General features: G+C 74.5%; 13 protein-coding genes. 7 read left to right on the forward strand and 6 right to left on the reverse strand.

The window, feature by feature from the left end:
- Nucleotides 1–107: 107 nt before the first annotated feature.
- Both Phou_RS35085 and Phou_RS35090 read left to right on the forward strand, forming a co-directional pair.
- Nucleotides 108–638: a SigE family RNA polymerase sigma factor gene (locus tag Phou_RS35085; protein ID WP_173065114.1), complete on the forward strand. Its 531-nt coding sequence runs from the start codon at nucleotides 108–110 to the stop codon at nucleotides 636–638.
- Nucleotides 635–1,966, forward strand: a complete 1,332-nt coding sequence (locus tag Phou_RS35090; RefSeq protein WP_173065117.1) for a hypothetical protein — start codon at nucleotides 635–637, stop codon at nucleotides 1,964–1,966. The genes Phou_RS35085 and Phou_RS35090 overlap by 4 nt, the downstream gene beginning before the upstream one ends.
- A 13-nt stretch (nucleotides 1,967–1,979) precedes the next feature.
- On the opposite strand, the gene Phou_RS35095 is transcribed toward Phou_RS35090, so the two are convergent.
- Genes Phou_RS35095 through Phou_RS35105 form a run of 3 tightly spaced genes read right to left on the reverse strand, consistent with a single transcriptional unit; the run spans nucleotide 1,980 to nucleotide 4,287 of the window.
- Nucleotides 1,980–2,294, reverse strand: coding sequence for a type II toxin-antitoxin system PemK/MazF family toxin (locus Phou_RS35095; protein ID WP_173065120.1), 315 nt, complete (start codon nucleotides 2,292–2,294; stop codon nucleotides 1,980–1,982).
- 30 nt (nucleotides 2,295–2,324) lie between these two features.
- The gene (locus Phou_RS35100) at nucleotides 2,325–3,035 is read right to left on the reverse strand and encodes a FadR/GntR family transcriptional regulator (protein WP_173065123.1); all 711 of its coding nucleotides are present in this window, start codon (nucleotides 3,033–3,035) and stop codon (nucleotides 2,325–2,327) included.
- Between the two features lie 52 nt (nucleotides 3,036–3,087).
- Nucleotides 3,088–4,287 (reverse strand): sialidase family protein, encoded by a 1,200-nt coding sequence (locus Phou_RS35105; protein WP_173065126.1) that lies wholly within the window; start codon nucleotides 4,285–4,287, stop codon nucleotides 3,088–3,090.
- Between the two features lie 158 nt (nucleotides 4,288–4,445).
- On the opposite strand from Phou_RS35105, the gene Phou_RS35110 reads away from it, so the two are divergent.
- A complete protein-coding gene (locus Phou_RS35110) occupies nucleotides 4,446–4,730 on the forward strand; it encodes an adhesin (RefSeq protein ID WP_173065129.1) in 285 nt (94 codons plus the stop codon).
- A gap of 250 nt (nucleotides 4,731–4,980) precedes the next feature.
- On the opposite strand, the gene Phou_RS35115 is transcribed toward Phou_RS35110, so the two are convergent.
- The 3 genes from Phou_RS35115 to Phou_RS35125 all read right to left on the reverse strand — a co-directional run bounded on the left by Phou_RS35115 (nucleotide 4,981) and on the right by Phou_RS35125 (nucleotide 7,325).
- Entirely contained in the window at nucleotides 4,981–5,337 is a 357-nt protein-coding gene (locus Phou_RS35115) for a LuxR C-terminal-related transcriptional regulator (RefSeq protein ID WP_173065132.1), read from the reverse strand.
- Nucleotides 5,262–6,272 (reverse strand): response regulator transcription factor, encoded by a 1,011-nt coding sequence (locus Phou_RS35120; protein ID WP_173065135.1) that lies wholly within the window; start codon nucleotides 6,270–6,272, stop codon nucleotides 5,262–5,264. The genes Phou_RS35115 and Phou_RS35120 overlap by 76 nt, the downstream gene beginning before the upstream one ends.
- A 108-nt stretch (nucleotides 6,273–6,380) precedes the next feature.
- Nucleotides 6,381–7,325: a methionyl-tRNA formyltransferase gene (locus Phou_RS35125; RefSeq protein ID WP_173065138.1), complete on the reverse strand. Its 945-nt coding sequence runs from the start codon at nucleotides 7,323–7,325 to the stop codon at nucleotides 6,381–6,383.
- A 98-nt stretch (nucleotides 7,326–7,423) separates the two neighbouring features.
- On the opposite strand from Phou_RS35125, the gene Phou_RS35130 reads away from it, so the two are divergent.
- The 4 genes from Phou_RS35130 to Phou_RS35145 all read left to right on the forward strand — a co-directional run bounded on the left by Phou_RS35130 (nucleotide 7,424) and on the right by Phou_RS35145 (nucleotide 26,854).
- The gene (locus Phou_RS35130) at nucleotides 7,424–8,707 is read left to right on the forward strand and encodes a lysine N(6)-hydroxylase/L-ornithine N(5)-oxygenase family protein (protein WP_173065141.1); all 1,284 of its coding nucleotides are present in this window, start codon (nucleotides 7,424–7,426) and stop codon (nucleotides 8,705–8,707) included.
- 30 nt (nucleotides 8,708–8,737) lie between these two features.
- The gene (locus Phou_RS51555; RefSeq protein WP_218579414.1) at nucleotides 8,738–9,055 is read left to right on the forward strand and encodes an ABC transporter substrate-binding protein; all 318 of its coding nucleotides are present in this window, start codon (nucleotides 8,738–8,740) and stop codon (nucleotides 9,053–9,055) included.
- Between the two features lie 76 nt (nucleotides 9,056–9,131).
- Nucleotides 9,132–26,645, forward strand: coding sequence for a non-ribosomal peptide synthetase (locus tag Phou_RS35140; protein ID WP_173065144.1), 17,514 nt, complete (start codon nucleotides 9,132–9,134; stop codon nucleotides 26,643–26,645).
- The gene (locus Phou_RS35145) at nucleotides 26,642–26,854 is read left to right on the forward strand and encodes an MbtH family protein (RefSeq protein ID WP_173065147.1); all 213 of its coding nucleotides are present in this window, start codon (nucleotides 26,642–26,644) and stop codon (nucleotides 26,852–26,854) included. The genes Phou_RS35140 and Phou_RS35145 overlap by 4 nt, the downstream gene beginning before the upstream one ends.
- Nucleotides 26,855–26,857 lie beyond the last annotated feature (3 nt).

Below are 26,857 nucleotides of genomic sequence, written 5' to 3' on the forward strand. Positions count from 1 at the left end.
AGGAGCGGGCCCACCACGGGGCCCGCTCTTTTTCTTGACCGCGGGCGCAACCCGGCCGTGACCCTCGACCGTCATCGTGGTGAGGGTTGTCGGGAGGAGTGCACTGGATGCGGGCGGACGGCACGTCCGAGTACGTCGAGTACGTGTCGGCGCGGCTGGCCCGGTGGCACCGCGCCGCCTACCTGCTGTGCGGCGACGAGCACCGCGCCGACGACCTGGTGCAGACCACGGTCACCCGGCTGTACGTGCACTGGGAACGTGCGCGGAGCGCCGACAACCTCGACGGGTACGTGCACCGGATGCTGGTCCGGGCGTACATCGACGAGAAGCGGCTGGCCTGGTCGAAGGTGTGGCTGATGTCCGCGACCCCCGAGCGCGGGGCGTCAAGTGACAGCGGCGTCGAGGAGCGCGACCTTGTGGTGCGGGCGCTCGCCGACCTGCCGAAGGGCCAGCGGACGGTCCTTGTCATGCGCTTCCTGCTCGACATGCCGGTGGAGGGCGTGGCCGCGGCGATGCGGTGCTCCACCGGAAACGTGAAGGCACAGACCGCGCGCGGCCTCGCGACGCTGCGCGCACGCCTCGGCGAGGCGCCGCTCGCCGGGGTGGGCACGGGCAAGGGTGGGGGATTCAGCGAGTGACCGAAGAGTTCGAGGAGCGGGCGGACGACGTTCGCGTGCTGCTGGAGAGCGCTCAGGTGCCGCCGGCCCACGCGGACCTGGCCCGCGCGATCACGGCGGGGACCGTGGTGCGGCGCCGCCGGCGTTACGCCGCCGTCGCCGCGGCCACCCTCTTCGCCCTCGCCGGTACCGCCGTGGTGGGGCAGGCACTCGACCGCACCGGCGGCGGCGACCAGCTGGACGTGCCGATCGGCGAGACGGTCACCTCGACACCCGCCCCGTTCAGCGCGTGCACCGTGTCGGCGCTGGCGGCGCCCGCCGGCAAGGGCTACCTGTCCGGGCAGGTGGTCGCCGACCCCACCGGCCGGTACGCGGCGGCCAGCGTCGTGCAGTCCGACGGCAGCATGCGCGTCGTGCGCTGGACCGACGGCGAACCCGAGGTGCTGCCCGCCGTCGGCAGCCCCGCCCAGCCGCGCGCCGTCAACTCCGCCGGAGTCGTGGTCGGCACCTCCTCCACCGACGACGGCGGTCCGCTGGCCTGGATCTACCAGGACGGCCGCGTCACCAAGCTGAGCGGCGTGCCCGGCTACGAGTGGTGGGTGCCGCTGTCCATCGACGAGGACGGCGAGGTGACCGGCGAGGCGTGGCGCGGGGTGCGTTTTGCGGTGGTGGCCTGGTCGCTGGCCGCGCCCCGCGACGACCCGAAGCTGCTCACCCGTCCCAACGACGTGCGCGGCTCCGGCGTCGGCGGCGGCCGCACGGTGGTCGGCACGCGCGGTGAGGGCGCCGCGCCGTACGCCTGGCACGTCGACGGCACGGGCCGCTCGCTCCAGCTTCCGCCGGGCGCCACCGCCGGCCAGGCGCTGGCGGTCCGCGGCGACTGGGCCGCTGGCTGGGTCGCGCTGCACCCCGACGAGACCACCCCGCCCGAGGACCGGCCGGTCGCCCCGCGCGCGCAGGGCACCGAGCAGGACCAGCGCCTGTTCGACCTGCTGGGCAAGGCCGCCGCCGGCGGCAAGCTGGTCACCGCGCCGGCCCGCTGGGACCTGCGTACCGGCGAGGTCACCCACTGGCCGGAACGGGCGATGCCGGCGACCGCGGTCAACGCCACCGGCTGGACGGCGGTGCCCGGCGACGGCGGCCCGACGGTCATCAGCCCGGAGGGCAGGGCGACGACGCTGCCCGGCCCGGCCGACGGCTACCCGACGACGCTGAGCGACGACAACCGCCGCCTGTACGGCGAACGCGTCACCCTGGAGGGCGTGAGCGACCCGGCGATCGAAGCCCTGACGGCGAAGGAGCGCGCCCTGAAGGGCAGCGTGACCGAGCTTCTGATGTGGAACTGCTGACCGCGGGCGCGGATCAGAGCTCGAAGAGGCTCCGTAGCGCGTCGTCCACGCGGGAGAGGCTCGCGCCGGTGATCATGCCTAGGCGCTCGGCGCCGGAGGTGACCGGGAGGCGGCGCATGCGGTTGACCACGACCACGCCCGAGACGGGGTCGGTCTCCGACAGCGGCACCGCGAACGGCGGGAGGTCCGTCGTGCCGCGCTGCCGCACGACCGGTGCGCAGTACGGCGCGGCGTTGGGACGCTCGTTGTGCGCGTCACCGGAAAGCACAACCACCCTGTACCGCAGGTCGGTGCGGTCACCGATGGTCCACACCTCGCCGCGGTTCACGGGCCCGATGCTACGCCCGCACCGGGTGCGCTAGCGGCGCGGGACTCGCGAGATCCGCTCGCGGATGTCGTTGAAGTGGTCGGCCACCGCGGCGGTCAGCACCTGCGCGTCGCCGTCCCGCAGCGCGTTGAGGATGTTGCGGTGCGCGGCGGCGGCGACCTGCGGGGTTTCGACGGTGCGGGGCAGCTCGGCATTGACCTTGTCGAACACGCTCCAGAACACGCGCAGCAGGTCGCTGATCAGCTCGTTGCGCAGCGGCGCGTACAGCGTCTTGTGGAACAGCCAGTCGGCCTCGGGGGAGTAGCGCCCCTCCGCGGCCTCGCGCTCCATCGTGGCGACCGCGCTCTCCAGCGTGTCCAGGTCGGCGGTGTCGACCATGGCGAGCACCTGGCGCACCAGCCCGGTCTCCAGCACCTCGCGGATCTGCACGAGGTCGCCGATGTCGCGCAGGTCGCCGCGGAGCGAGAGGTGTGAGTGGAACGTGAGGCCGGCCTCGAGCGGCGAGAACGAGGGCGTCCCCACGTACGTGCCGAGGCCGTGGCGGATGTCGACGATGCCGAGCGCCTGCAGCGCCTTGATCGCCTCGCGCAGTGGGTGGCGGCTGACCGAGAGCTCGGCCATCAGCTCGGTCTCGGTCGGCAGCAGGGAGCCAGGGGCCAGGCCACGCCGCACGATCAACTCCTTGATCGCCTCCTGCAGCGCGCGCTGATTTTCGCTGGCTCCCCGCCGCGGCTGGGTCATTCGTGCTCCGTCTGTCAGCTGTCAGTCAGGTCATAGGACGTCCGAGGTTACCCTATCGAATGCCCTGGATCGGTATCCGGCGGAAGGCTATCCGCTCGTTGGCGCCGAAGTCGCCTGTCTCGTACAACACGCCCAGCGTGGCCGGTCCGAGCTGCACCAGGTCCGAGTACGCGGCGGGCAGCCCCGACAGCGGGAGTACCGCGCGCCACGTCGCGCCCTGGTCGTTGCTCACCCGCAGCGTCATCGCCGCGCGGGCGGCCGGGTCGGCGGGTCCGGCGAAGACGAGCGGCGCGCCCGGCCCGGCGAGCTGCAGGACGCTGCCCTGCACGACCGGGCCGGCGAGCGTCGCCTGCGGCCGGTAGGGCAGCTCGAGCGTGACGCCGCCGTCCGCGCTGTACGCGTCCGCCCGGTTGCCCGGCGCGGTGCCGTTGTGCTCGCGCGTGTTCAGGTACAGCCGGCCGTCGGGCAGCTCGGCGACGGTGGTCTCGTTCACGTTGAGGTACCCGTTGGGGTTGTCGTCGACCGCGCCGATCGCCCACGTCTCGCCGCCGTCGTCGCTGTAGAGGGTGTGACCGCCGTAGTACTTGGCCTCGGTGCCGGTGTCGGCCGACCCGGCGGGTGGCGCGATCGAGTGGTTGGCCGGGATGACCAGCCGGTCGCGGTGCGGGCCGCGGGCCAGGCGGATGCCGTGCACCGGTCCCGTCGCGTACCAGCGCCAGTTGGCCTCCTTGGCCGTCGCGGTGATCTCACGCGGCGCCGACCAGGTCGCCCCCTCGTCGTCGCTGGCCTGCACGAAGACCCGCCGGCTCTGGTCGGCCGGCACCTCGCCGCGCATGATGGCGGCCTCCGTCGCGGTCCCGCCGTTGTACGTCGACAGCAGCACCACCCGCCCGCTCGCGGTGACCACGGGCGCCGGGTTGCCGGACGTGTTCGCGCCGCTGTCGGCGACCACCTGGAGTGCGCCCCACGTGCAGCCGCCGTCGGTGGAACGGCGCAGGACCAGGTCGATGTTGCCGGCGTCGCCGAGGCCGCCGACCCGCCCCTCGGCGAACGCGAGGAGGGCGCCCGAGCGGGTGGCGATGACCGCCGGGATGCGGAACGCGCTGTACCCGTCGGTGCCGGACGTGTACGGGACGGAGGCGTCGCACCGCGCCTTCGCGGGCTCGGTGCCGCCGGCCGCGGCGGCGCCGCCGGTCGTGGCGACGAGGGCGGCGCCGAGCAGTAAGACAGCCGATCTTGTCACGTGGGTCATGGGGTCTCCACTCGCGTTGACGATCAGACATAGGACGTCCGCTGTTCTTTTCGAGACGTTAAGTGCGCATGTCGATGGCGTCAAGACGGGTTCGGCGGGCGGATCCCTGGGTATGGCGGCCGGGAAGCTGCATGCAGCAGAACTGGAGGGAGCTTCCGATGCTCACGCTGACCGACAATGCGGTTGCGGTGATCCGTAACCTCACCGAGCAACCGCAGGTGCCCGAAGGCGCAGGTCTCCGCATCGCCACAGACACGGCGCAGGGTGCGCTGATGCTCACGCTCGCCGCCGAGCCGATGGACGGTGACGAGGTGCGCGACGAGGCGGGCGCCCGGGTCTTTCTCGAGACGGAGGCCGCCCGCATCTTGGACGACAAGTCCCTGGACGCGGCGGTGGACGCCAACGGCGCGGTCCAGTTCGCCGTGGGCGAGCAGCCTGGTTAACGGGCGCGTGCACCGATGGGCGGCCGGCGGCGCGGGGCGAACCCCGCGCCGCCGGCCGTTTGCGCCGGCACCGCGCGGCCGCCGCCGGAACGCGGCCCGGAGCACAGCGGGCGTCCTGGTCCGACCTCGCGTATCACGCACGGTGACGCCGCGGGAAAGCACCCCAGGAAAACGCTCCGCTGCGCTCCACGTTTGCCCGGGGGCCCCGCGCAACGGTCCGGACCACGGCGGGCGTCGCGGTAGCCCGCGTCTATGGATCGAGGAGTTCGAGCAGTCCCAGTGCGTGCGCGGTGGCGAGCGCGCCGGCCCGGTTGCGGGCGCCGAGCTTGCGGAACAGCCGCGCCTGCGTGTTCTCGACGGTCTTCTCGGCGATGCCCAGCGACCGCGCGGTCTGGCGGACGCTGTGGCCGGCGGCGATGGAGCGCAGGATGTCGCCCTCGCGGATCGTCAGCTCGGGCAGGCCGCCCTCCGCCTCGCCGGCGTGGCTGCCGGCGGCCGCGATCAGCCAGTTCGCGGCGGCGGGGTCGATGGTCAGGTGGCCGGCCGCGGCGAGCGTGAGCGCCGGCACCAGCGCCTCGCCGACCCGCTCGGCCGCGACGATGGCCACAGCCCCCGGCCCAGCGCGTCCAGCGTCTCGCCCCGGCTCATCTGGCGCGAGGTGACCACCATGATGGGCACGCGCGCGTCGCCGAGGCGCTGCCAGGCGGCGGGCGTCGGGTCGACGAGGATCACCGGTACCGTGCCGGAGCCGGCCTGGTCCCACAGGTCCAGGCCTTCGTCGCCGTTGCCGCCGTCCGTCACGAACGGGATGTGCTGCGCGAGCAGTGCCACCGCCACGTCGTAGCGGGCGGGCACATCCGGTCCACAAAGGACAGCCAACGTGAGGCCGCCGGCCGCGTAGACGCGGGGTCGGGGCAGCGGTGCCCGGTTGACGAGGCCGAGGGTGATCGCGCGGGCGATCGCGTGGCTCTGGCTGGTGACCGCGAGTTTCTGGTAGATGCGCCGCTTGCAGTTCTCCACGGCGAACGGCGTCATGTTGAGCAGCTCGGCGATCCGGCTGACCGGATGCCCGGCGGCCGTGAGGGTGATGATCTCGCGTTCCTGCGAGGTGACCCCGCCCGGCACCGGCACCGCGGTGCCCGACCGCAGCGCGTCGGCGTGCTGGTGCAGCAGCATGAGCAGCGCGTCCAGCCCGTGCGAGCAGGGGATCAGCGTGTCCACCCCGACCTGCCGGCTGCCCGACATGTCGCTGGGGGAAAGTCGGTCGTAGATCACGACCAGCCGCAGCCGGCTGTAGCGGGCGCGCAGCGTCCGCAGGGCGCGCAACGCCTCGCCCACGCCGGTGCCGGCGTCGTACACGACAAGGTCGGGCCCGCAGAGGTCGCAGAGCCCGAGCAGGGCGGCGTCGTCGGAGACGTGCCCGACGACCGTGAACTCCGGCTGCCCGGACAGGCAGACCGCAAGGGTGTCGCGGAACAGGCGCCGGGGCGAGCGGATGGCCACCCGCACCAGGTGCCCACTCGGTGCCGAAACCTGTCCCATACCGGCCTCCTCGGCGGTTAGGACTACGTTTCCACTTTGTTACATAGACCTAGATAAGTGTCAAGCTATGGGAGGCCGGCCCTAGGGGATTCTTGCGCCCGGCGGCAATCACGGATGCTGCGTCAGATATCCGCCCATGGACGTGAAATGCTCGACCGCGGTGCGGTCGGCGCCGTCCTCGAGGCGCACCCGCTTGACCAGAAGTCCATGGTTGCGGCCATATCGGGCGTCCGCGCCCGCCACGATCACGACCCCGTCGCCTTCGCGGATGAAGACGCGGCCGGGCGTGCCGCCGTAGCGGCCGGCGGAGACCGCCGCCGAGAGGATCCGCAGCCGCTGCCCCCGGTGATATGTGAACGCGTTCGGGTACGGGTCGGACTGCGCGCGCACCAGCCGCTCGATGTCCGCCGCCGGCCAGTTCCAGTCGATGCGGCTGTCCTCGATGGATCGCTTGTGGAAGAAGCTGGCCTTGGAGCGGTCCTGCTTCACCCAGTCCGTGTGTCCGCCCGCGATCAGCGCGAGACCGTCCACTGTGATCGGACCGAAGAGTTCGAGCGTGCGGTGGAAGAGGTCGGTCGCGGTGTCGCTCGGCCCGACCGGCACCGCGCGCTGGAGCACGATGTCGCCGGCGTCCAGGTCCTCGTCCATCATGTGCGCGGTCACGCCGACCTGCTCCTCCCCGTTGATCAAGGCCCAGATCAGCGGCGCGAAACCGGCGTACGCCGGCAGCAGGGAGTCGTGCACGTTGAGGGTGCCGAGGCGGGGCAGGCGGAAGATCGCGGGCGGGATCCAGGTGCGCCAGTTGGTGGCGACGATGACGTCCGGCTCCACCTCGCGCAGCCGCTCGACAAGGCTCTCGTCGGGGCGGCTGCGGATCTCCACGGGGACGCCGTGCTTGTCGGCCAGCTCGGCGACGGAGTCGTCCCAGATCTTCTCGTACGCGTGGTCGCTCTTCGGGTGGGTCACCACCAGGACAACCTGGTGGCTCGACTCCAGGAGGGCCTGGAGGGTGCGGTGTCCCCAGGTCTGGTACCCGAACATCACGACCCGCATGAATGTGCCTCCTCATGTGTGATCAGTTAAGCAAGGCTTGCCTAACACGGTAACTTAAGCAAGGCTGTCCTAAGTCGCAACCGAGTGATGGGGCAGGCATGTCGCAGGCGGTACCCGTGTACGACCTCGTCGGTGTCGGCTTCGGGCCGTCGAACCTGGCACTGGCCATCGCGCTGACCGAGCACAACGCGATCTCGCCGGTCAAGACCACCGGCGTCTTCCTGGAGCGGCAGCCGCGGTTCGGCTGGCACCGGGGCATGCTGATCGAGGACGCGACCATGCAGGTCTCGTTCCTCAAGGACCTGGTGACCCTCCGCAACCCGACCAGCGAGTTCTCGTTCCTGTGCTACCTGCACAGCAAGGACCGCCTGATCGACTTCATCAACCACAAGAACCTCTTCCCGCTCCGCGTCGAGTTCCACGACTACCTGGAGTGGGCGGCGGCCAAGGTGGACGACCTCGTCTGCTACGGGCATGAAGTGGTCAGCGTGGAGCCCGTCGAGGGCGGCTTCCTGGACGTCACCGCGCGCAGCCGCGACGGCGTCAGCGTCTACCGCGCCCGCAACCTCGTGTTCGCCACCGGGCTGCGACCGCACCTGCCGGCCGGTGTCGTGCCGTCCGACCGCGTATGGCACAACCGCGACCTGCTGGGCCGGGCCGCCGAGCTGCAGGCCGGCAAGCGGTTCGTCGTGGTGGGGGCGGGGCAGAGCGCGGCCGAGGTGGTGGCGTTCCTCCACGACCGCTTCCCGGCCTCCGAGGTGTGCGCGGTCTTCGCGCGGTACGGGTACAGCCCGGCCGACGACAGCGCCTTCGCGAACCGCATCTTCGACCCCGCCGCGGTCGACGCCTTCTACGACGCGCCCCCGCACGTCAAGCAGTCCCTTGTGGACTACCACGCGAACACCAACTACTCGGTCGTCGACATCGACCTGATCGACGAGCTGTACCGGCGGGTCTACCGCGAGAAGGTGCTCGGCGCGCAGCGGCTGCGGCTGTTCAACGTCTCCCGCGTCGTGGACGCCGTCGAGACGCCGTCGGGCGTACGGACCACAGTGGAGTCCCTGGCCACCGGCGAGCGCACGGTGCTCGACGCCGACGCGATCGTCTACGCGACCGGCTACCGGCCGGCCGACCCGGGGCCGCTGCTCGCGTCCTACCCGTGCGACCGCGACGAGGCGGGCCGGCTGCGGGTCGGGCGGGACTACCGGGTGGTGACCGATCCCGCGCTGGGACCCGGCATCTACCTGCAGGGCGGCACCGAGCACACGCACGGCATCACGTCGTCGCTGCTCTCCAACACCGCGATCCGGGCCGCCGAGATCCTGGCCTCGATCGTCGGCACGGGCGTGCCGGCCGCCGCCGCGCAGTACACGACCGCCTGACTGACTGCTCGGACAGATTTGAGGAGCGACATGTTGCGATCACGCCTGCCCTTCGCAGCCGCGCTTGCTCTGGGAGCCTGCGGATCCGACTCCGCGACGGACGACAGCGCAGGACCGGCCGCGAGCGCGGGCCAGGACGCCTTCCCGGTGACGGTGGCGCACAGGTACGGCAGCACCGAGATCAAGTCCGGGCCCGCCCGCGTGGTCACGCTCGGCCTCAGCGACCAGGACGCGGCGCTGGCGCTGGGCGTCAAGCCGGTCGGCGCGCTTTCGTTCAACACCGTGCTCAGCATCCCGTACGCGATCGACCAGGCAGTGCCGATTCTCGCCGGAGGAAACAGCAAGTGAGCGAGCGCAGCGAGCGAACCATCAGGCACAGCGCTATCGGAGCCTCGCGGCCGCGCGCAGCGAAGCGAGCACGGCCGTGAGCGTGGGAGCGACCTGGCCGGAGCTGTTCGAGGCGCGGGTCAGCGCCACGCCGGACGCGGTGGCCCTCGTGTTCGAGGGCACCGCGCTGACGTACGCCGAGCTCAACGCGCGCGCCAACCGGCTGGCCCACGCGCTCGTCGCGCGCGGCGCCGGCCCGGAGCGGGTCGTGGGGCTGTCACTGCCGCGTTCGGTCGAGATGATCGTCGCCGAGGTGGCCGTGCTCAAGGCGGGTGGGGCGTACCTGCCGCTCGACCCGGACTACCCGGCGGAGCGGATCGCCTTCATGGTGGCCGACGCCGCGCCGGTCGTGGTCCTGGACGACGTCCTCGAGATCGAGGCGCTGTCCGCCGGGCAGCCCGACACCGACCCTGTCCGGTCGCTCCACGTCACCAACGCCGCCTACGTCGTCTACACCTCCGGCTCCACCGGCCGCCCCAAGGGCGTCGTGCTCTCGCACACCGGTGTCGCCAAGCTCGTCGCCACCCAGGTCGAGCGCTTCGGCGTCGGCCCGCACAGCCGGGTGCTCCAGTTCGCGTCGCCGAGCTTCGACGTCGCCTTCTGGGACCTCTGCCTCGGGCTGCTGTCCAGCGGCCGGCTCATCGTGGTGCCGGCCGACCGCCGGGTGCCCGGGCCCGCGCTCACCGACTACATCCACGAACACGGCGCCAACTTCATGATCCTGCCGCCGGCGCTGCTGGCCGCGCTCCCCGCCGACTGCGTGCTGCCCGAGGGCGCCACGCTGCTGGCCGGTACCGAGCGGGTCGCGCCCGAGCTCGTCGCGCGGCACGCCCGCGGCCGGCGGATGTTCAACGCGTACGGACCGACTGAGGCGACGGTCAACTCCACGCTGGGCCTGTGTGACCCGGGCACCCCTTCCGGTGCGTCCGTCCCCATCGGAGTCGCCGACCCCGGCACGGCCGCGTACGTCCTCGACGGCGCCCTGCGCCCCACCGGCGAGGGGGAGCTGTACCTCGCCGGCGCCGGGCTGGCCCGCGGCTACCTGGGGCGGGCGGCGCTGACCGCCGAGCGGTTCGTCGCCAACCCGTTCGAGCCCGGCACCCGCATGTACCGCACCGGCGACCTCGTGCGGGTCCTGCCCGACGGCCGGCTGGACTTCGTCGGGCGGGCCGACGACCAGATCAAGATCCGGGGGTACCGGATCGAGCCGGGCGAGGTCGAGACCGTCCTCGGTGGACATCCGGCCGTCGCGCAGGTGGCCGTCGTCGCGCGCGAGCGCAAGCTCGTCGCGTACGTGGTGCCCGCCGTCGGCGCGGAGCCGGACGCGGCCACCCAGGTCGACGGCTGGCGGGAGGCGCACGACGCGCTCTTCGAGGCCGAGGCGGACAACCCGTTCGCCGGGTGGAACAGCAGCTACGACGGCGAACCGCTGCCGGCCGCCGAGATGCACGCCTGGCGGGACGCCACCGTGGAGAGCATCCTCGCGCTGCGCCCCCGCCGGGTGCTGGAGATCGGCGTCGGCAGTGGGCTCGTCCTGGCCGCGGTCGCGCCGCACACCGAGGCGTACGTCGGCATCGACCTGTCCGCGGAGGCGGTGCGGCGGCTGGGCGAGCGCTTCGCCGGACAGTCCCATGTGGACCTGCGCTGCCAGCCCGCGCACGACCTCGACGGGCTGCCGAAGGGGTTCTTCGACACCGTCGTGTTGAACTCGGTGGCGCAGTACTTCCCGAGCGCCGCCTACCTCACGTCCGTGCTGACCGCCGCGCTCGGCCTGCTCGCGCCGGGCGGCCGCGTCTTCGCCGGCGACATCCGCAACCACCGCCTGCTGCGCCACTTCCGCGCCGCCGTCGAGGCGGGACGCGGTGGCGGGCCGGCGGACGTGGAGCGGGCCGTCGCCTGGGAGCGCGAGCTGCTGCTCGACCCCGACTACTTCACCGACCTGCCCGGCGTCGCCGCCGCCGACATCCGGGTCAAGCGCGGCCGGTACCACAACGAGCTGAGCCGCTACCGGTACGACGTGGTGCTCGCGACCGGCGCCGCGCCGGTGCCGCCGGAGGTGCCGGAGGTGCCGTGGCCGGCCAGCGAGGCGCTGCTGCGGGAGGGGCGCTTCGACCGGCTGCGCGTCACCGGCATCCCCAACGCCCGGCTGGCCGTCGGCGGCGTCGAGCCGGAGGACCTGCACGACCTCGCCGCCGAGCTCGGCTACGACGTGGCGGTCACCTGGGCCGGCGACGGCCTGGTCGGCGAGCTGGACGCCATTTTCGCCAGGCCCGGCACGGGCTTCGGCTCGGTGTACCGGCCCGGCCGGCGGGTCAGGCCCGCGCCGGCGAACACCCCGGCCGCGTTCGCCGACGTCAACGCGCTCCTGCGGGCCGTGCGGTCGTACGCCCGCGAGCGGCTGCCGGAGTACATGGTGCCGGCCGCGATCGTGCCCCTGCACCGCCTGCCGGTCGCGACGAGCGGCAAGCTCGACCGCAAAGCCCTGCCGGCGCCCGACTTCGCCGCGCTCGCCACCGGCACCCCGCCGCGCGACGCCCGCGAAAGCGTGCTGTGCGCGCTCTTCGGCGAGGTGCTCGACCTGCCCGGAGTCGGCGTCGAAGACGACTTCTTCGCGCTCGGCGGCGACAGCATCGTCGCGATCCAGCTGCTGATCCGGGCCCGCAAGGCCGGCCTCGCGCTGTCGCTGCGGGACGTCTTCCGGCACCGCACGGCAGCCGCCCTCGCCGCCGCGGCCGGCATCGCGTCCACAGTGGATGCCCGGCCGGTCGCGCTCGAACCCGCGCCCGGCGAGGAGGGCGCCGCCGAGGTGCTGCCGCTCTCGCCGCTGCAGGAGGGCTTCTTCTTCCACGCTCATCTGGACGCGGGGGCGGCGGGCGCCGTCTACGCGGTCCGGCTCACCGTCGACCTCGCCGGGCCGCTGGACGTTACCGCCCTGCGCCGCGCCGCGCAGGCGCTTATCGACCGGCACGCGCCGCTGCGCGCCACGTTCCGCCAGCGCCCCGACGGCCGGGTCGTCCAGCTGATCGCTCAGTCGGCCGAGCTGCCGTGGTCCGACGTGGACGCGCCGTTCGACCTCGGCACCGGACCGCTCGTCCGTGCCGCCCTGATCCGTCGCGGCGACGAGCGGCACGAGCTTGTCCTGCGCTTCCACCACATCGTCGCGGACGGCTGGTCGGTCTCCGTGCTGCTGCGCGAACTGCTCGCCCTGTACGGCGGCGCCGACCTGCCACCGCCCACCCGGTACCGCGACTACCTCGCCTGGCTCGGCGGCCGGGACCGCGCCGCGGCGACCGAGGCGTGGCGCACCGCGCTCGACGGCCTCGACGAACCCACCCGGCTCGTCCAAGCGGCCGCGAGCGCGCCCCCGCGCCACGAGGAGGTGCGGGTCGAACTGCCCGAAGACGTCACCGCCGGCCTCGCCGCGCGGGCCCGCGAACGCGGGCTCACCCTCGGCACGGTCGTCCAAGGCGCGTGGGGCCTGCTTCTCGGCCGCCTGACCGGCCGCACCGACGTCGTCTTCGGTACCACCGTGTCCGGCCGCGCCGCCGACGTGGACGGTGTCGAGTCGCTCGTCGGCCTGCTCATCAATACGCTGCCGGTGCGCATGCGCTGGCGGCCCGGCCAGTCGCTGGCCGCCGCGCTCGGCACGCTGCAGGCCGAGCGGGCCGCGCTCCTGGACCACCAGCACGTGGGCCTCGCCGAGCTGCAGCGGATGGCGGGTCTCGGCGAGCTCTTCGACACGATCGTCGTCCTGGAGAACTACCCGGTCGACGGTGACCTCGCCGACCCCAGCGGCACGCTGCGCGCCGGCGTGCCGGACTACGTGGACACCGGGCACTACCCGCTCGCCCTGATCGTGATGCCGGGCGACCGGCTGGAGCTGCGGCTCAAGCACGACGCGGCACGCCTCGACGCCACGGCGGTACGGGACATCGCCGCCCGCCTCGCCCACCTCCTCGCCGCCGTCGCGAGCGACCCCGACGTGCCGGTGGCCCGCGCCGACCTGCGCACGGAGGCCGAGCCGGCGCCACTGGCCGGCGCCGAGCGACCGGTACCGCGGGCCACGCTCGTCGCGGCCTTCGAGGAGCAGGCGGCCCTCCGCCCGCAGGCGACCGCGCTGATCGCCGGTGACCAGCGGGTGACCTACGCGGACCTCGACGCGCGCGCCACCGCGCTCGCCGGGCGGCTGCGGGCCCGCGGCGCCCGCGCCGGGCGGGTCGTCGCCGTCGCCGTGCCCCGCTCGGTCGACCAGATCGTGGCGCTGCTCGGCGTGCTCAAGGCCGGCGCCGCGTACCTGCCGGTCGACGTCGACCACCCGGCCGACCGCATCGCGTTCCTGATCGCCGACTCAGGCGCCGCCCTCGTCCTGCGCGACCTCGACGTCGACGCCCTTCCGGCCGGCGGCCCGGCACCGCGCCCCGAGGACCCCGCCTACCTGCTCTACACGTCCGGCTCCACCGGTACCCCCAAGGGCGTGCTCGTCACCCACCGGGCGATCGGCCACCAGCTCGCCTGGGCCCGCGACAGGTTCGGGCTCGGCCCGGACGACCGGGTGCTGCACCAGCTCTCCACCAGCTTCGACCCGTCGATCCTGGAGATCTTCTGGCCGCTCACCACCGGCGCGGCCGTGGTGCTCGCCCGGCCGGACGGGCTGCGCGACCCGCGGTACATCGCCGGGCTGGTCCGCGAGCACGGCGTCACCACGATCCTCACGGTCTCGTCGCTGCTCGGCCCGCTCGCCGACGCCGACCCCGCCGCGTTCGCCGGCGTGCGGCGGGTGCTCGCCGGCGGCGACGCGCTGACCCCCGCCACCGCCCGCCGCTGGCTGGACGCGACGAGCGTGCCGCTGCACAACGTGTACGGGCCCACCGAGGCCGCCGTGCAGGTCACCTCCTGGCACGTGGAGGAGGTGGGGGAGGGCACCGTCCCCATCGGACGTCCGGTGTGGAACACCCGGCTGTACGTGCTCGACCCGTTCCTGCGGCCCGCCACCACCGGCGAGCTCTACATCGCCGGCCCGCAGCTCGCGCTCGGCTACCACGGCCGGGCGGCGCTGACCGCGGACCGGTTCGTCGCCGACCCGTTCGGCGGGCCGGGCGAGCGCATGTACCGCACCGGCGACCGCGTGCGGCGCCTGCCGGACGGGGCGCTCGAATACCTCGGCCGCGCCGACCAGCAGGTCAAGATCCGCGGCAACCGGGTGGAGCCGGGCGAGGTCGAGGCCCGGCTGCGCCGCCACGCCGGTGTCACGGACGCCGCGGTGCTCGCCCGCGCCGACGGCCCCGGCGGGCTGCGGCTCGTCGCCTACCTGGTGCCCGCCGGCCCGCTCGACCTCGAGGGGCTGCGCTCCGACCTCGCCGCCGCGCTGCCGGAACCGATGGTGCCGTCCGCCTTCGTCACGCTGGACGCGCTGCCCCGCACGCCGAACGGCAAGCTCGACCGGGCCGCCCTGCCCGCGCCCGAGGCCACCCGCGCCGCCGCCCGCGCCCCGCGCGACGACCGCGAGCGGCTGCTGTGCGCCACCGTCGCCGAGGTCCTCGGCCTGCCCGAGGTCGGACCGGACGACGACTTCTTCGCGCTCGGCGGCGACAGCATCCTCTCCATCGCGGTCTCCAGCCGGGCCCGCGCGGCGGGCCTGTCGGTGAGCCCCCGCGACGTCTTCGCCCACCGCACCCCGGCCGCCCTCGCCGCGGCGGCCGGCGCACCCTCCGCGGCCGAGGTCTCCGGCGCGCCGCTCGTCGCGCTCACCGGCGACGAGATGGCCACCGTCCGCCGGGCCAGCCCCGTGCCGGTCGCCGACATCTGGCCGCTGTCCCCGCTGCAGGAGGGCCTCTACTTCCACGCCAGCTACGACAGCGGCGGCATCGACGTGTACACCGCGCAGGCCTCGTTCGACTTCGTCCGCGGCGTCGACGCCGGCCGGCTGCGCGCCGCGTGCGCCACCCTGCTCGACCGCAACCCGGCGGTGCGGGCCGGCTTCACCAGCGACGGCCTGCGCTCACCGGTGCAGTTCGTCGGCGCGGCCGTCGAGGTGCCACTGTCCGAGGTGGACCTTTCGGGCCTGCCGGCGGGCGAGCGGGACGCACGCGTCGACGACCTGCTCCGCGACGACCGCACCCGCCGCTTCGACCTGACCCACCCGCCGCTGTTCCGGCTCCTGCTGGTGCGCCTCGGCGGCGGCCGGGACCGGCTCGTGCTCACCCACCACGTGCTGCTCTGGGACGGCTGGTCCGCCTCCCTCTTCCTGGAGCAGCTGCTGAGCCTCTACGGCGGCGCCGAGACCGTCCCGGCGGCCGGCTCCTACCGGGACTACCTCGCCTGGCTCGCGGCGGAGGACGGCGACCGGGCCAACAAGGCATGGCGGGACGCGCTCGCCGGCCTCGCCGAGCCCACGCTCGTCGGCCCGGCCGGCCGCGGCGACCGCCCCACCCTGCCCGAACGGCACCGCGCCGAGCTGACCGAGGCACTGAGCGACCGGCTCCGCGCTGTCGCCCGCGACCGCGGCGTCACGCTCAACACGCTCCTGAACGCGGCCTGGGCGCTCGTGCTGTCCACCGTGTCCGGCCGCACCGACGTCGTCTTCGGCGCTACCGTCGCCGGCCGCGGCGCGCCGATCCCGCACATCGAACGGGCCATCGGCCTGTTCCTCAACACCGTGCCGGTGCGGGTCACGCTCGACCCGCGCGAGCCGGTGGCCGACCTGCTGCGCCGCGTGCAGGCCGAGCGGACCGCGCTGATGCCGTACGAGCACGTGGGGCTCGGCGCGATCCAGCGGGAGACCGGGCACACCCAGCTCTTCGACACGCTCTTCGCGCTGCAGAACGTCGGCGGCGAGGAGGAGCTGGCCGCCCTGCGCGAGCGGCACGGCGTCGAGCAGGCGGGGAGCGTGGACGCCACCCACTTCCCGCTCGCGCTCGTCGTCACGCCGTCCGCGGCGCTGCGGGTGATGCTCGCGTACCGCCCCGACGTGCTGTCCGGCGCCGTCGCCGCCGGGGTGCTCGACCGCTTCACCGCGGTGCTGGAGCGGATCGCCGCCGACGACCGCACCCCGGTCGGGCGGCTCGACCCGCTGCCCGCGGGGGAGCGCGAGCGGCTGGCGGCCGACTGGGACGCCAGCCGCCACGACCTGCCCGAGGAGACGGTCGCCGACCTGCTCGGCAGCCAGGCGGCCCGGACACCCGACGAGGTCGCGCTGGTCTTCGGCGACGAGCGGGTCACGTACGCCGAGCTGGACGCCCGGATCAACCGGATGGCCCGGCTCCTGGCCGCCCGCGGCGCCGCACCGGAGAAGGTCGTCGCGCTCGCCCTGCCCCGCTCGGCCGACATGGTCGTCGCGCTCTTCGCCGTGCTCCGCACCGGTGCCGCGTACCTGCCGCTGGAGCTGGACCACCCCACCGAGCGGCTCGCCCTCATGCTGGACGACGCCCGGCCGGTCTGCGTCGTCTCCACGGCCGCCGTCGCCGCGACGCTGCCCGCCGCCTGCCTGGAGCTGGACGACCCCGCCGTGCGGTCCGAGCTGTCCACACAGGACAGCGCGCCGCTCGGGCTCCGCTTCGACCAGCGGCACCCGGCGTACGTCATCTACACCTCCGGCTCCACCGGCCGGCCCAAGGGCGTCGTCACCCCGTACCGCGGGCTGACGAACATGCAGCTCAACCACCGCGAGGCCATCTTCGCGCCGACGATCGCGTCGGCCGGCGGGCGGCGGCTGCGGATCGCGCACACGGTCTCGTTCGCGTTCGACATGTCCTGGGAGGAGCTGCTCTGGCTCGTCGAGGGGCACGAGGTGCACGTCTGCGACGAGGACCTGCGCCGCGACGCCGAGGCGCTCGTCGCGTACTGCGCGCGGCACCGCATCGACGTCGTCAACGTCACCCCCACCTACGCCCAGCACCTCATCGAGGAAGGGCTGCTCGACGGGGAGCACGTGCCGCCGCTCGTGCTGCTCGGCGGCGAGGCCGTCTCCGAGACCGTGTGGGGCCGGCTGCGGGACACCGAGGGCACGTTCGGCTACAACCTGTACGGGCCGACCGAGTACACCATCAACACCCTCGGCGGCGGCACGCACGAGAGCGCCTCACCCACCGTCGGCCGTCCGATCTGGAACACCCGGGCGTACATCCTGGACGGTTGGCTGCGCCCGGTGCCGGACGGGACGGCGGGGGAGCTGTACATCGCCGGCGCCGGCCTGGCCCGCGGCTACCTCGACCGGCCCGCGCTGACCGCCGAACGCTTCGTCGCCGACCCGGCGGTGCCCGGCGGGCGGATGTACCGCACCGGCGACCTCGTGCGCCGCCGACCTCCGGGCCCCACGCGGTTAGGGGAGCAGGTACGCGGCAACCTCGACTTCCTCGGCCGCACCGACGACCAGGTCAAGATCCGCGGGTACCGGGTGGAGCTCGGCGAGATCGAGTCGGCGCTCGCGGCACACCCCGGCGTGGCCCAGGCGGCCGTGACGATCCGGGACGGGCGGCTCCGCGGGTACGTCGTGCCCGCCGCGCCGGCCGGCGCCGAGCGGGACGCCGCCGAGCGGGCCCAGATCGGCGAGTGGCTGGAGATCTACGACGCCGAGTACACGCAGATCGGCACCGCCGTGCCGGCCGAGGACTTCTCCGGCTGGGACAGCAGCTACGACGGCACCCCGATCCCGGTCGACGAGATGCGGGAGTGGCGGGAGACCACCGTCGCGCGGATCCGCGAGCTGGCGCCGCGCCGGGTGCTGGAGATCGGCGTCGGGAGTGGACTGATCCTCGGCGCGGTCGCGCCCGACGTGGAGGCGTACTGGGGCACCGACTTCGCGCCCTCCGTCATCGCCGCGCTCCGCGCGGACACCGCGGCGGTGCCCGAGCTGTCCCACGTGGAGCTGCGCTGCCAGCCGGCACACGACCTGGACGGGCTGCCACGCGGCTTCTTCGACACCGTCGTCGTCAACTCCGTGGTCCAGTACTTTCCGGGCGAGGAGTACCTCACCCGCGTCCTGACCGCCGCGCTCGACCTCGTCGTGCCCGGCGGGCGGGTCTTCGTCGGCGACGTGCGCAACCTCCGGCTGGCGCACCACTTCCACGAGGCGGTCGCGGCCGCGCGCGGCGGCCGGGTCGACCGCGCCGCCGTGCTGGACAAGGAGCTGCTGGTCGACCCGGACTACTTCGCCACGCTCGCCCCAGCGACGGTGCGGGTGCGGCGCGGCCGGGCGCACAACGAGCTGACCCGCTACCGATACGACGCGGTGCTCCACCGTGGACCCGCACCGGCGCCCATCGACGCGCCCCTGACCACGCTCGACGCCATCCACGGCGCGGCGGCGCGGGTGACCGGCATCCCCAACGGCCGGTTGGTCGATGGCGGCGTGGAGCCCGAGGACCTGCACGCGCTCGGCGAGCGGCTCGGCTACCACGTCCACGTCACGTGGTCGGACGCGGCGGACGGGAGCCTCGACGCGCTCTTCCTCCGGGACGCCTCGCTGCCGGTGACCCCGGCCGGCGAGCCGAAGAAGCGGCTCACCAACGACCCCGCGGCGGCCCGCGCGCAGGCAGACCTGGTGCCGGCGCTCCGCCAGCACCTCAAGCGGCACCTGCCCGACTACATGGTGCCGGCCGCGATCGTCCCGCTGGACCGGCTGCCGCTCACCGTCAACGGCAAGCTCGACGTGCGCGCGCTGCCCGACGCCGAACCGGCGGTCTCGCTCACACCGAGCCGCGAGCCGGCCACCATACAGGAACAGGTCCTGTGTGGACTCTTCGCCGAGGTGCTGGGCCTCGCCCGGGTCGGTGTGGACGACAACTTCTTCGACCTCGGCGGCCACTCGCTGCTCGCCACCCGGCTGGTCAGCCGCGCCCGCACCGCCCTCGGCGCCGAGCTGGCCATCCGCGACCTCTTCGAGGCACCGACCGTCGCCGAGCTCGCGAGCCGGGCGGGCGGCGGCGACCCGGCCCGTCCCGCGCTGGTGCCGGTGGCCCGGCCGGACGAGGTGCCCGCCTCGTACGCCCAGCAGCGACTGTGGGTGCTGCACCAGCTCGACGGCGGCTCGACCGCGGCGTACAACTTCCCGATCGTCATGCGGGTGCGCGGCCCGCTCGACCTGGCCGCGCTGCGCGCCGCGGTCGGCGACGTCATGGCCCGCCACGAGGCGCTGCGCACCGTCTTCGCCGAGCGGGACGGGCGGCCGGTGCAGCGGATCGTGCCGGCCTCCGAGGCGCGCCCGGTCGTCGAGGTCGTGCCGGACGCCGACCTCGACGCGCTCGTGCGGCGGCCGTTCGACCTCGCGACCGAGCTGCCGCTGCGGGTCACCGTCGTCCCGCACGGCCCGGACGAGCACGTCGTCGCCGTGCTGCTGCACCACGTCACGACCGACGAGTGGTCCGACGGGCCGTTCCTGCGCGACCTCGCGACCGCGTACGCCGCCCGCCGCGCCGGCCACCGTCCACAGTGGTCGCCGCTGCCGGTCCAGTACGCCGACTACACGCTCTGGCAGCGGGCGCTGCTCGGCGACGAGTCCGATCCGGACAGTCTCGCCGCCAAGCAGCTCGCCTACTGGCGGGAGGCGCTGCGCGGCGCGCCGGAGCGGATCGACCTGCCCACCGACCGGACGCCGCACGGGCCGGCCGCGGGCGCGGCGGGCGGGGCACTGACGGTACCCCTCGACGACGCCGCCGCGCAGGGGTTGCGCGACCTGGCCCAGCGCGCGGGCGCCAGCATGTTCATGGCCGCGCACGCCGCCGTCGCCGCGCTCCTGTACCGTCTCGGTGCCGGCACCGACATCCCGCTCGGCGCACCGATCGCCGGCCGCACCGACGAGGCCCTCGACGACCTGGTCGGGTTCTTCGTCAACACGCTGGTGCTCCGCACCGACCTCGGCGGCGACCCGAGCTTCAGCGAGCTGCTGGCCCGGGTGCGCCGCGACGACCTGGCCGCCTTCTCGCACCAGGACGTGCCGTTCGAGGCGGTGGTGCGCGAGCTCAACCCCGACCGCTCGCTGGCCAGCAACCCGCTCTTCCAGGTCATGGTCGTGTACCGCAACCGCGCGGCCGGCGACGCCGTCCTGGATGGACTCGACGTGACCCCCGAGCCGGTGGAGACCGGCACCGCCCGCTTCGACCTCGTCTTCGGCTTCGTCGAGGCGGACGGCGGGCGGCTCGACGTCCTGCTGGAGTACCGCACCGACCTGTTCGACGCGGACACCGTCGAGCGGCTCGGCGAGCGGCTCAACCGGCTGCTGGCCGCCGCGGTCGCCGCGCCTGACTCGCCGATAAGCCGGATCGAGCTGCTCGGCGAAGCGGAACGCGAGCGGGTGCTGGCCGGCTTCAACGCCACCGACCGGGCCGTGCCGGAGCAGTCGCTGCCGGCGCTGTTCGCCCGCCAGGTGGCCGCCCGGCCGGACGCGGTCGCGGTGGTCGACGGCGACCGCCACGTCACGTACCGGGAGCTGGACGCGCGCGCCGGCGAGATCGCCCGGCTGCTGCACGCCCGCGGGGTACGCCCGGAGAGCGTCGTCGGCATCGACATCCCGCGCACCGCCGACATGGTCGCGGCGATCCTCGGCACGCTCCGGATCGGCGCCGCGTACCTGCCGCTCGACCCGGTGCACCCGGCGGAGCGGCTCGCGTACATGGTCGAGGACTCCGGCGCCCAGCTCGTGCTCACCCCGGCGGACCTGGCCGGCCGCGCGGTGGACGGGACGGCGCCGGCCCCGCACGTCCCCCTCGACCAGGCCGCGTACGTCATCTACACCTCCGGCTCGACCGGCCGCCCCAAGGGCGTCGTCCTGCCGCACGAGGGCATCGCCAGCCTCGTCGCCACCGCCCAGGACCGGATGGGCGTCACCGAGGACAGCCACGTGCTGCACTTCGCCTCGGTCGGCTTCGACGTCGCGGTCTTCGAGCTCGCCATGGCCCTGTGCACCGGTGCGCGGCTGGTGCTCGTACCGGACGAGGCGCGCGTGGCCGACAAGGTGCTCACGGACTTCCTGGACGAGCAGCGGATCACGCACATGATCCTGCCGCCGTCGCTGGTCTCCGCGCTGCCGCCGGAGTGCGAGCTGCCCGAGGGCTCGGTGATCCTCGTCGGCACCGAGACCGTACCGCCGGACCTCATCGCGCGCTGGGCCGGCCGGGTGCGCCTGATCGCCGCGTACGGGCTGACCGAGGCGACAGTCAACTCCACGCTCTGGCCCGCCGAGCCGGGCTGGAGCGGCTCCGTCCCCATCGGACGGCCGGACCCCAACACCCGCACGTACGTGCTCGACGCCGCCCTCCGCCCGGTGCCGCCCGGCGTGGTCGGTGAGCTGTACGTCGGCGGCCGGGGCCTGGCCCGCGGCTATCTGGGACGGCCGGACCTGACCGCCGCCCGCTTCGTGGCCGACCCGTTCGCCGGCCCCGGCGCCCGGATGTACCGCACCGGCGACCGGGCACGGTGGCGCGCGGACGGCACGCTCGACTTCCTCGGCCGGGTGGACGACCAGGTGAAGATCCGCGGGTTCCGGGTCGAGCTCGGCGAGGTGGAGGCGGCGCTCTCCGGCCACCCCTCGGTGGCCCAGGCGGTCGTCGTGCCGCACCGCACCGGCACGCTGGTGCGCCTCGTCGGGTACGCCGTGCCGTCCGACGCCACTGTCGACGGCGCGGCCCTGCGCGCCCATGTCGGCACTGTCCTGCCGGATTACATGGTGCCGGCGACCGTAATGCTGCTCGACCGCCCGCTGCCGCTCACGCCGAACGGGAAGCTGGACCGCAAGGCGCTGCCCGCACCGGTGTTCACCACCGGCACCGCCGCGCCGAGGGACGCCCGCGAGGCGGCGCTCGGCCGGGTCGTCGCCGACCTGCTCGGCCTGCCCGAGGTCGGCGTGGACGACGACTTCTTCGCCCTCGGCGGGGACAGCATCGTGGCCATCCAACTGGTCGGCCGGGCTCGCGTCGCCGGCCTGGCGATCCGGCCCCGCGACGTCTTCACCGGCCGCACCGTCGCCGGCCTCGCCGCGCTCGCCGGCGAGGTCGCGACCGCCGCACCCGCACCGTCCACGCTGGTCGACCTGGACGAGTCGGAACGCGCCGAGCTGTCCGGCGCCGCCGACGTGCTGCCGCTCTCGCCGCTGCAGGCCGGACTGCTGTTCCACTCCACGCTGGACAGCGACGGACCGGACGTCTACACGGTCCAGTCGTACTTCGAGCTGGCCGGTCCGGTCGACGCGGCGGCGCTGCGTGCGGCCGGGCAGGGCCTGCTCGACCGGCACGCCAACCTCCGCGCCGGCTTCCGGTACCTGCGCTCCGGTCGCGGCGTGGCGGTCGTGCCGGCGCGGGCGACGCTGCCCTGGACGGAGCTGGACCTGTCCGGTGTGGATGTCGCGGAGCGCGACGAGGCGTGGTCCCGCTGTCTTGCCGGGCAGCGGGACCGCTTCGACCCCGCCGAGCCGCCCCTGCTGCGGCTGGCGCTTGTGCGCTTCGGCCCGGCGCAGTTCCGGCTGGTCCTGACCCACCAGCACCTGCTGCTCGACGGCTGGTCCGGCGGCCCGCTGGTCCGCGAGCTGATGACCCTCTACATTGGCGGGACGCTGCCGCCTGCGGTGCCCTACTGGGACTACCTGGCCTGGCTCGCGCGGCGCGACCGCGCCGAGGCGGAGGCGGCCTGGCGCGACGCCCTGGCCGGCCTCGCGGAGCCGACCCGGATCGTGCCGGCCGACCCCGAGCGGGTGCCGGTCGCGCCCCGCCGGTACACGGCCGAGCTGCCGGAGGAGCTGACCGCGACGGTAACGGAGGCCGCCCGCCGGCGGGGCATGACCGTGAGCACCCTCGTCCAGGCGGCCTGGGGAGTCGTGCTCGCCCGGCTCACCGGCCGTGACGACGTGGTCTTCGGCGCGACCGTCTCCGGCCGCCCGGCCGACCTGCCGGGCGTCGAGTCGATGATCGGTCTGTTCATCAACACGGTGCCGGTGCGCGTGCGCTGCGCACCCGCCGACCCGGTCGGCACCGTGCTGGAGCGGCTGTGGGAGGCGCAGTCCGGCCTCGTCGAGGCCCAGCACCTCGGCCTCGCGGACATCCAGCGCCTGGCCGGGCTCGGCGAGCTCTTCGACACGCTGGTGGTCTTCGAGAACTTCCCCGACGGCGCCGCCGAGGTGCAGGGCCTGCCCGGCGACGTGCGGGTGGTCGGCGGCGGCGGCGAGGACGCGACGCACTATCCGCTGACCTGGGCAGTCGACCTGGGGCGGGCGGGTTCCGGTCCGGGGGGCGCGGCGAGGGGGTCGGAGGGTGCGCGGCTGCGGCTGGTGGCCGAGTACCGGGGCGACCTCTTCGACGAGCCGGCGGTCGCCCGACTGAGCGCTCAGTTCGCCGCGGTGCTCGCCGCGCTCGCCGGCGACGCGGCGCTGCCGGTCGGCCGGATCGACCTGCTCGGCGCCGGCGAGCGTGAGCGCGTGCTGACCGCCGGGCGGGGCGCGAGGCGTACCGCCGCGCCGGCCACGGTGCCGGAGCTCTTCGCCGCCCAGGTCGCCGCCGGGCCGGACCGCACGGCGGTGGTCAGCGGCGGCACGCGGTGGACGTTCGCCGAGCTGGACGCCCGCGCCGACGCGATCGCCGAGCGGCTGGTCGGGCACGGCGCCGGCCCGGAGCGGGTCGTCGCACTCGCGCTGCCCCGCACCGCCGACATGATCGCCGCGATCCTCGGCACCCACAAGGCCGGCGCGGCGTACCTGCCGGTCGACCCGGGCTACCCGGCCGACCGCATCGCGTTCATGCTGGCCGACGCCGCGCCCGCCTGCGTGGTCACCACGGCCGGCTTCCGCGCCGGCGACCTGCCCGTCGTCACCCTCGACGGGCTGACCGCTCAGTCAGCCCCCGCGGCGGCGAGCCCGGCCCGCCCCGGCCACGCCGCCTACGTGATCTACACGTCCGGCTCGACCGGCCGCCCCAAGGGGGTCGTCGTCACGCACGCCAACCTCGCCAACCTCTTCCACTCCCACCGCGAGACGCTGTACCGCCCCGCCGTCACCGCCACGGGACGGCAGCGGCTGCGGGTCGGCCACGCGTGGTCGTTCTCGTTCGACGCGTCGTGGCAGCCGCAGCTGTGGCTGCTGGACGGGCACGAGCTGCACGTGCTGGACGAGGAGACGCAGCGCGACCCCGAGCTGCTCGCCGCCGCCGCGCGGGAGCTTGACTTCCTGGAGGTCACGCCGTCGTACTTCGCGCAGATGGCCGCGCTCGGGCTGGTCCGGGACGGCCGGTGCCCGCTCGCCGTGGTCGGCGTCGGCGGCGAGGCGGTGCCCGAGCCACTGTGGACGCTGCTGAGCGAGCTGCCCGGCACCGAGGCGTACAACCTGTACGGGCCGACCGAGTGCACCGTGGACGCGCTCGTCGCCCGGGTGCGTGACACCGCCCGCCCGGTGGTGGGGCGCCCGGTGGAGAACGCCCGCGCGTACGTGCTCGACGCCGCCCTGCGCCTGCTGCCGCCGGGCGCCGCCGGTGAGCTGTACCTCGCCGGTGACGGTCTGGCCCGCGGGTACCTCGGCCGTGGCGGGCTCACCGCCGACCGCTTCGTCGCCGACCCGTACGGCCCGGCCGGCGCGCGCATGTACCGTACCGGTGACCTGGCCCGCTGGACGGAGGACGGCCGGCTGGAGTACCTCGGCCGGGCCGACGACCAGGTCAAGATCCGCGGGTACCGCATCGAGCCCGCCGAGATCGAGTCCGTGCTGGCCGCGCACCCCGGCGTCGCCGAGGCGGTCGTGGTGGTCCGCGAGGACGCCCGCCGCCCCCGCCACCTCGTCGCCTACGTGGTGGCACGGTCCGACGTGGACGCCGCCGAGCTGCGCCGGCACGCGGCCGCCGCGCTGCCCGACCACATGGTGCCGGCGGCGATCGTGCGGCTTTCGCGGCTGCCGCTGCTGCCGAACGGCAAGCTGGACCGCTCCGCGCTGCCCGCGCCCGACTACGCGGCCGGCGGTACCGCACGGCCGCCCGCAAGCGACCGCGAGCGGCTGCTCTGCCGGGTCTTCGCCGAGGTGCTCGGCGTGGCCGAGGTGGGCGTCGACGACGACTTCTTCGCGCTCGGCGGTGACAGCATCGTCTCCATCCAGCTGGTCAGCCGGTCCCGCGCGGCCGGGCTCGCGATCCGCCCGCGCGACCTGTTCCGGTACCGGACGGTGGCCGCGCTCGCGCCGCTCGCCACCGCCGTCGCCGTGCCGGGCGGCGCCGATGACGGGCCGGCCGAGCTGCCGCTGACCCCGGTGATGCGGTGGCTGCGCGAGCTGGGCGGGCCGATCGAGGGGTACAGCCAGTCGGCCGTGCTCCAGGTGCCGGCCGACCTCGGCTGGGAGCGGCTGCTGCGCGCCCTCGACGCCGTCGTGGACCGGCATGACATGCTCCGCGCCCGCCTGGACCGCTCCGGCGACTGGCGCCTGGCCGTACGAGGGCGGGGCACCGCGCCCGCCGCGGGGTGGACGGTGCGCGTCGACGTGTCCGGAGTGGACGGCGCCGACCTGGCGGACGTGGTCGCCCGCGAGGCGCGGGTGGCACAGGCCGCGCTCGACCCGGACGCCGGCGTGATGTTGCGGGCGGTGTGGCTCGACGCCGGCCCGGCCCGGCCCGGACGCCTCCTGCTCGTGGTACACCACCTGGTCGTCGACGGCGTCTCGTGGCGCATCCTCATCCCTGACCTCGCCGCGGCGTGGCGGGACGGTCCGGCGGCGCTCGCGCCGGTCGGCACCCCGTTCGCCCGGTGGGCCGGCCGCCTCGCCGAGCGTGCCACCGCACCGGACCGTGCCGCGGAGCTGCCACTGTGGACGGAGATCCTGGACGGTGCCGCCACGTTCGGCGAGGCGGTGGACCGCTCCCGTGACACGGTCGCCACCGGCCGCCAGGTGACGCTCACGCTGCCCGCCGGCGTGACCGCGCCGCTGCTCGGCCCGGTGCCGGCGGCGCTGGGCGCGAGCGTCAACGACGTGCTGCTCGCCGGCCTCGCCCTCGCCGCCGCCGACCGGGGGCTGGGCCCGCTCCTCGTCGCGCTGGAAGGGCACGGCCGCGAGGAGCGGGTGGGTGGCGACGACATCGACCTGTCCCGGACGGTCGGCTGGTTCACCAGCGTGTACCCGGTCCGCCTCGACCTCGGCGGCGTCGACCTCGCCGGCGCGGTCGCGGGTGGCCCCGCGGCCCGCGCGGCCGTCGCCCGTATCCGGGCGCACCTGGCCCGGATTCCGGACAGCGGCATCGGGTACGGCCTGCTGCGGCACCTCAACCCCCGCATCGCGGCGGTCCTCGCCGCCCGGCCGGCGCCGGCGATCCAGTTCAACTACCTGGGCCGGTTCGACTTCCCGGAGGCGGCCGACTGGGCGTACGCGCCGGAGACGCACGCGGTCGACATCGGCGCCGACCCGGCGACACCGATGGACTACGCCCTCACCGTCAACGCGCACGCCGAGGACCGCCCCGGCGGTCCGGTGCTGAGCGCCACCTGGGAGTGGCCGGCCGCGCTGCTGACCGAAGAAACAGTCAGGGACCTGGCGGAGGCGTGGTTCAGGGCGCTTACGGCGCTCGCCCGTTCCGTGAGCTCAACCGAGGAGGAAGTGAAGTGACAAACCCGTTCGAGGACCCCGAGGGCCGCTACTACGTTCTCGTCAACGACGAAGGGCAGCACTCGCTGTGGCCGTCCTTCGTGGACGTTCCCGAGGGCTGGGCGGCCGTTTTCGGGGAGGACTCGCGGGACGCGTGCCTGGCGTATGTCGAGGCGCGCTGGACCGACCTGCGCCCGAACAGCCTCCGCGAGTCGATGGACGCCCGCTGACGC

Origin of the sequence: Phytohabitans houttuyneae (genome assembly GCF_011764425.1) — a bacterium.
GTDB lineage: Bacteria > Actinomycetota > Actinomycetes > Mycobacteriales > Micromonosporaceae > Phytohabitans > Phytohabitans houttuyneae.

Excerpts from the sequence above, each read along its gene's own strand:
- Phou_RS51555 (WP_218579414.1), top strand. The coding sequence starts at position 8,738 with ATGTTGCGATCACGCCTGCCCTTCGCAGCCGCGCTTGCTCTGGGAGCC.
- Phou_RS35125 (WP_173065138.1), bottom strand. The coding sequence starts at position 7,325 with ATGCGGGTCGTGATGTTCGGGTACCAGACCTGGGGACACCGCACCCTC.
- Phou_RS35110 (WP_173065129.1), top strand. The coding sequence starts at position 4,446 with ATGCTCACGCTGACCGACAATGCGGTTGCGGTGATCCGTAACCTCACC.
- Phou_RS35130 (WP_173065141.1), top strand. The coding sequence starts at position 7,424 with ATGTCGCAGGCGGTACCCGTGTACGACCTCGTCGGTGTCGGCTTCGGG.
- Phou_RS35085 (WP_173065114.1), top strand. The coding sequence starts at position 108 with ATGCGGGCGGACGGCACGTCCGAGTACGTCGAGTACGTGTCGGCGCGG.
- Phou_RS35105 (WP_173065126.1), bottom strand. The coding sequence starts at position 4,287 with ATGACCCACGTGACAAGATCGGCTGTCTTACTGCTCGGCGCCGCCCTC.
- Phou_RS35120 (WP_173065135.1), bottom strand. The coding sequence starts at position 6,272 with ATGGGACAGGTTTCGGCACCGAGTGGGCACCTGGTGCGGGTGGCCATC.
- Phou_RS35100 (WP_173065123.1), bottom strand. The coding sequence starts at position 3,035 with ATGACCCAGCCGCGGCGGGGAGCCAGCGAAAATCAGCGCGCGCTGCAG.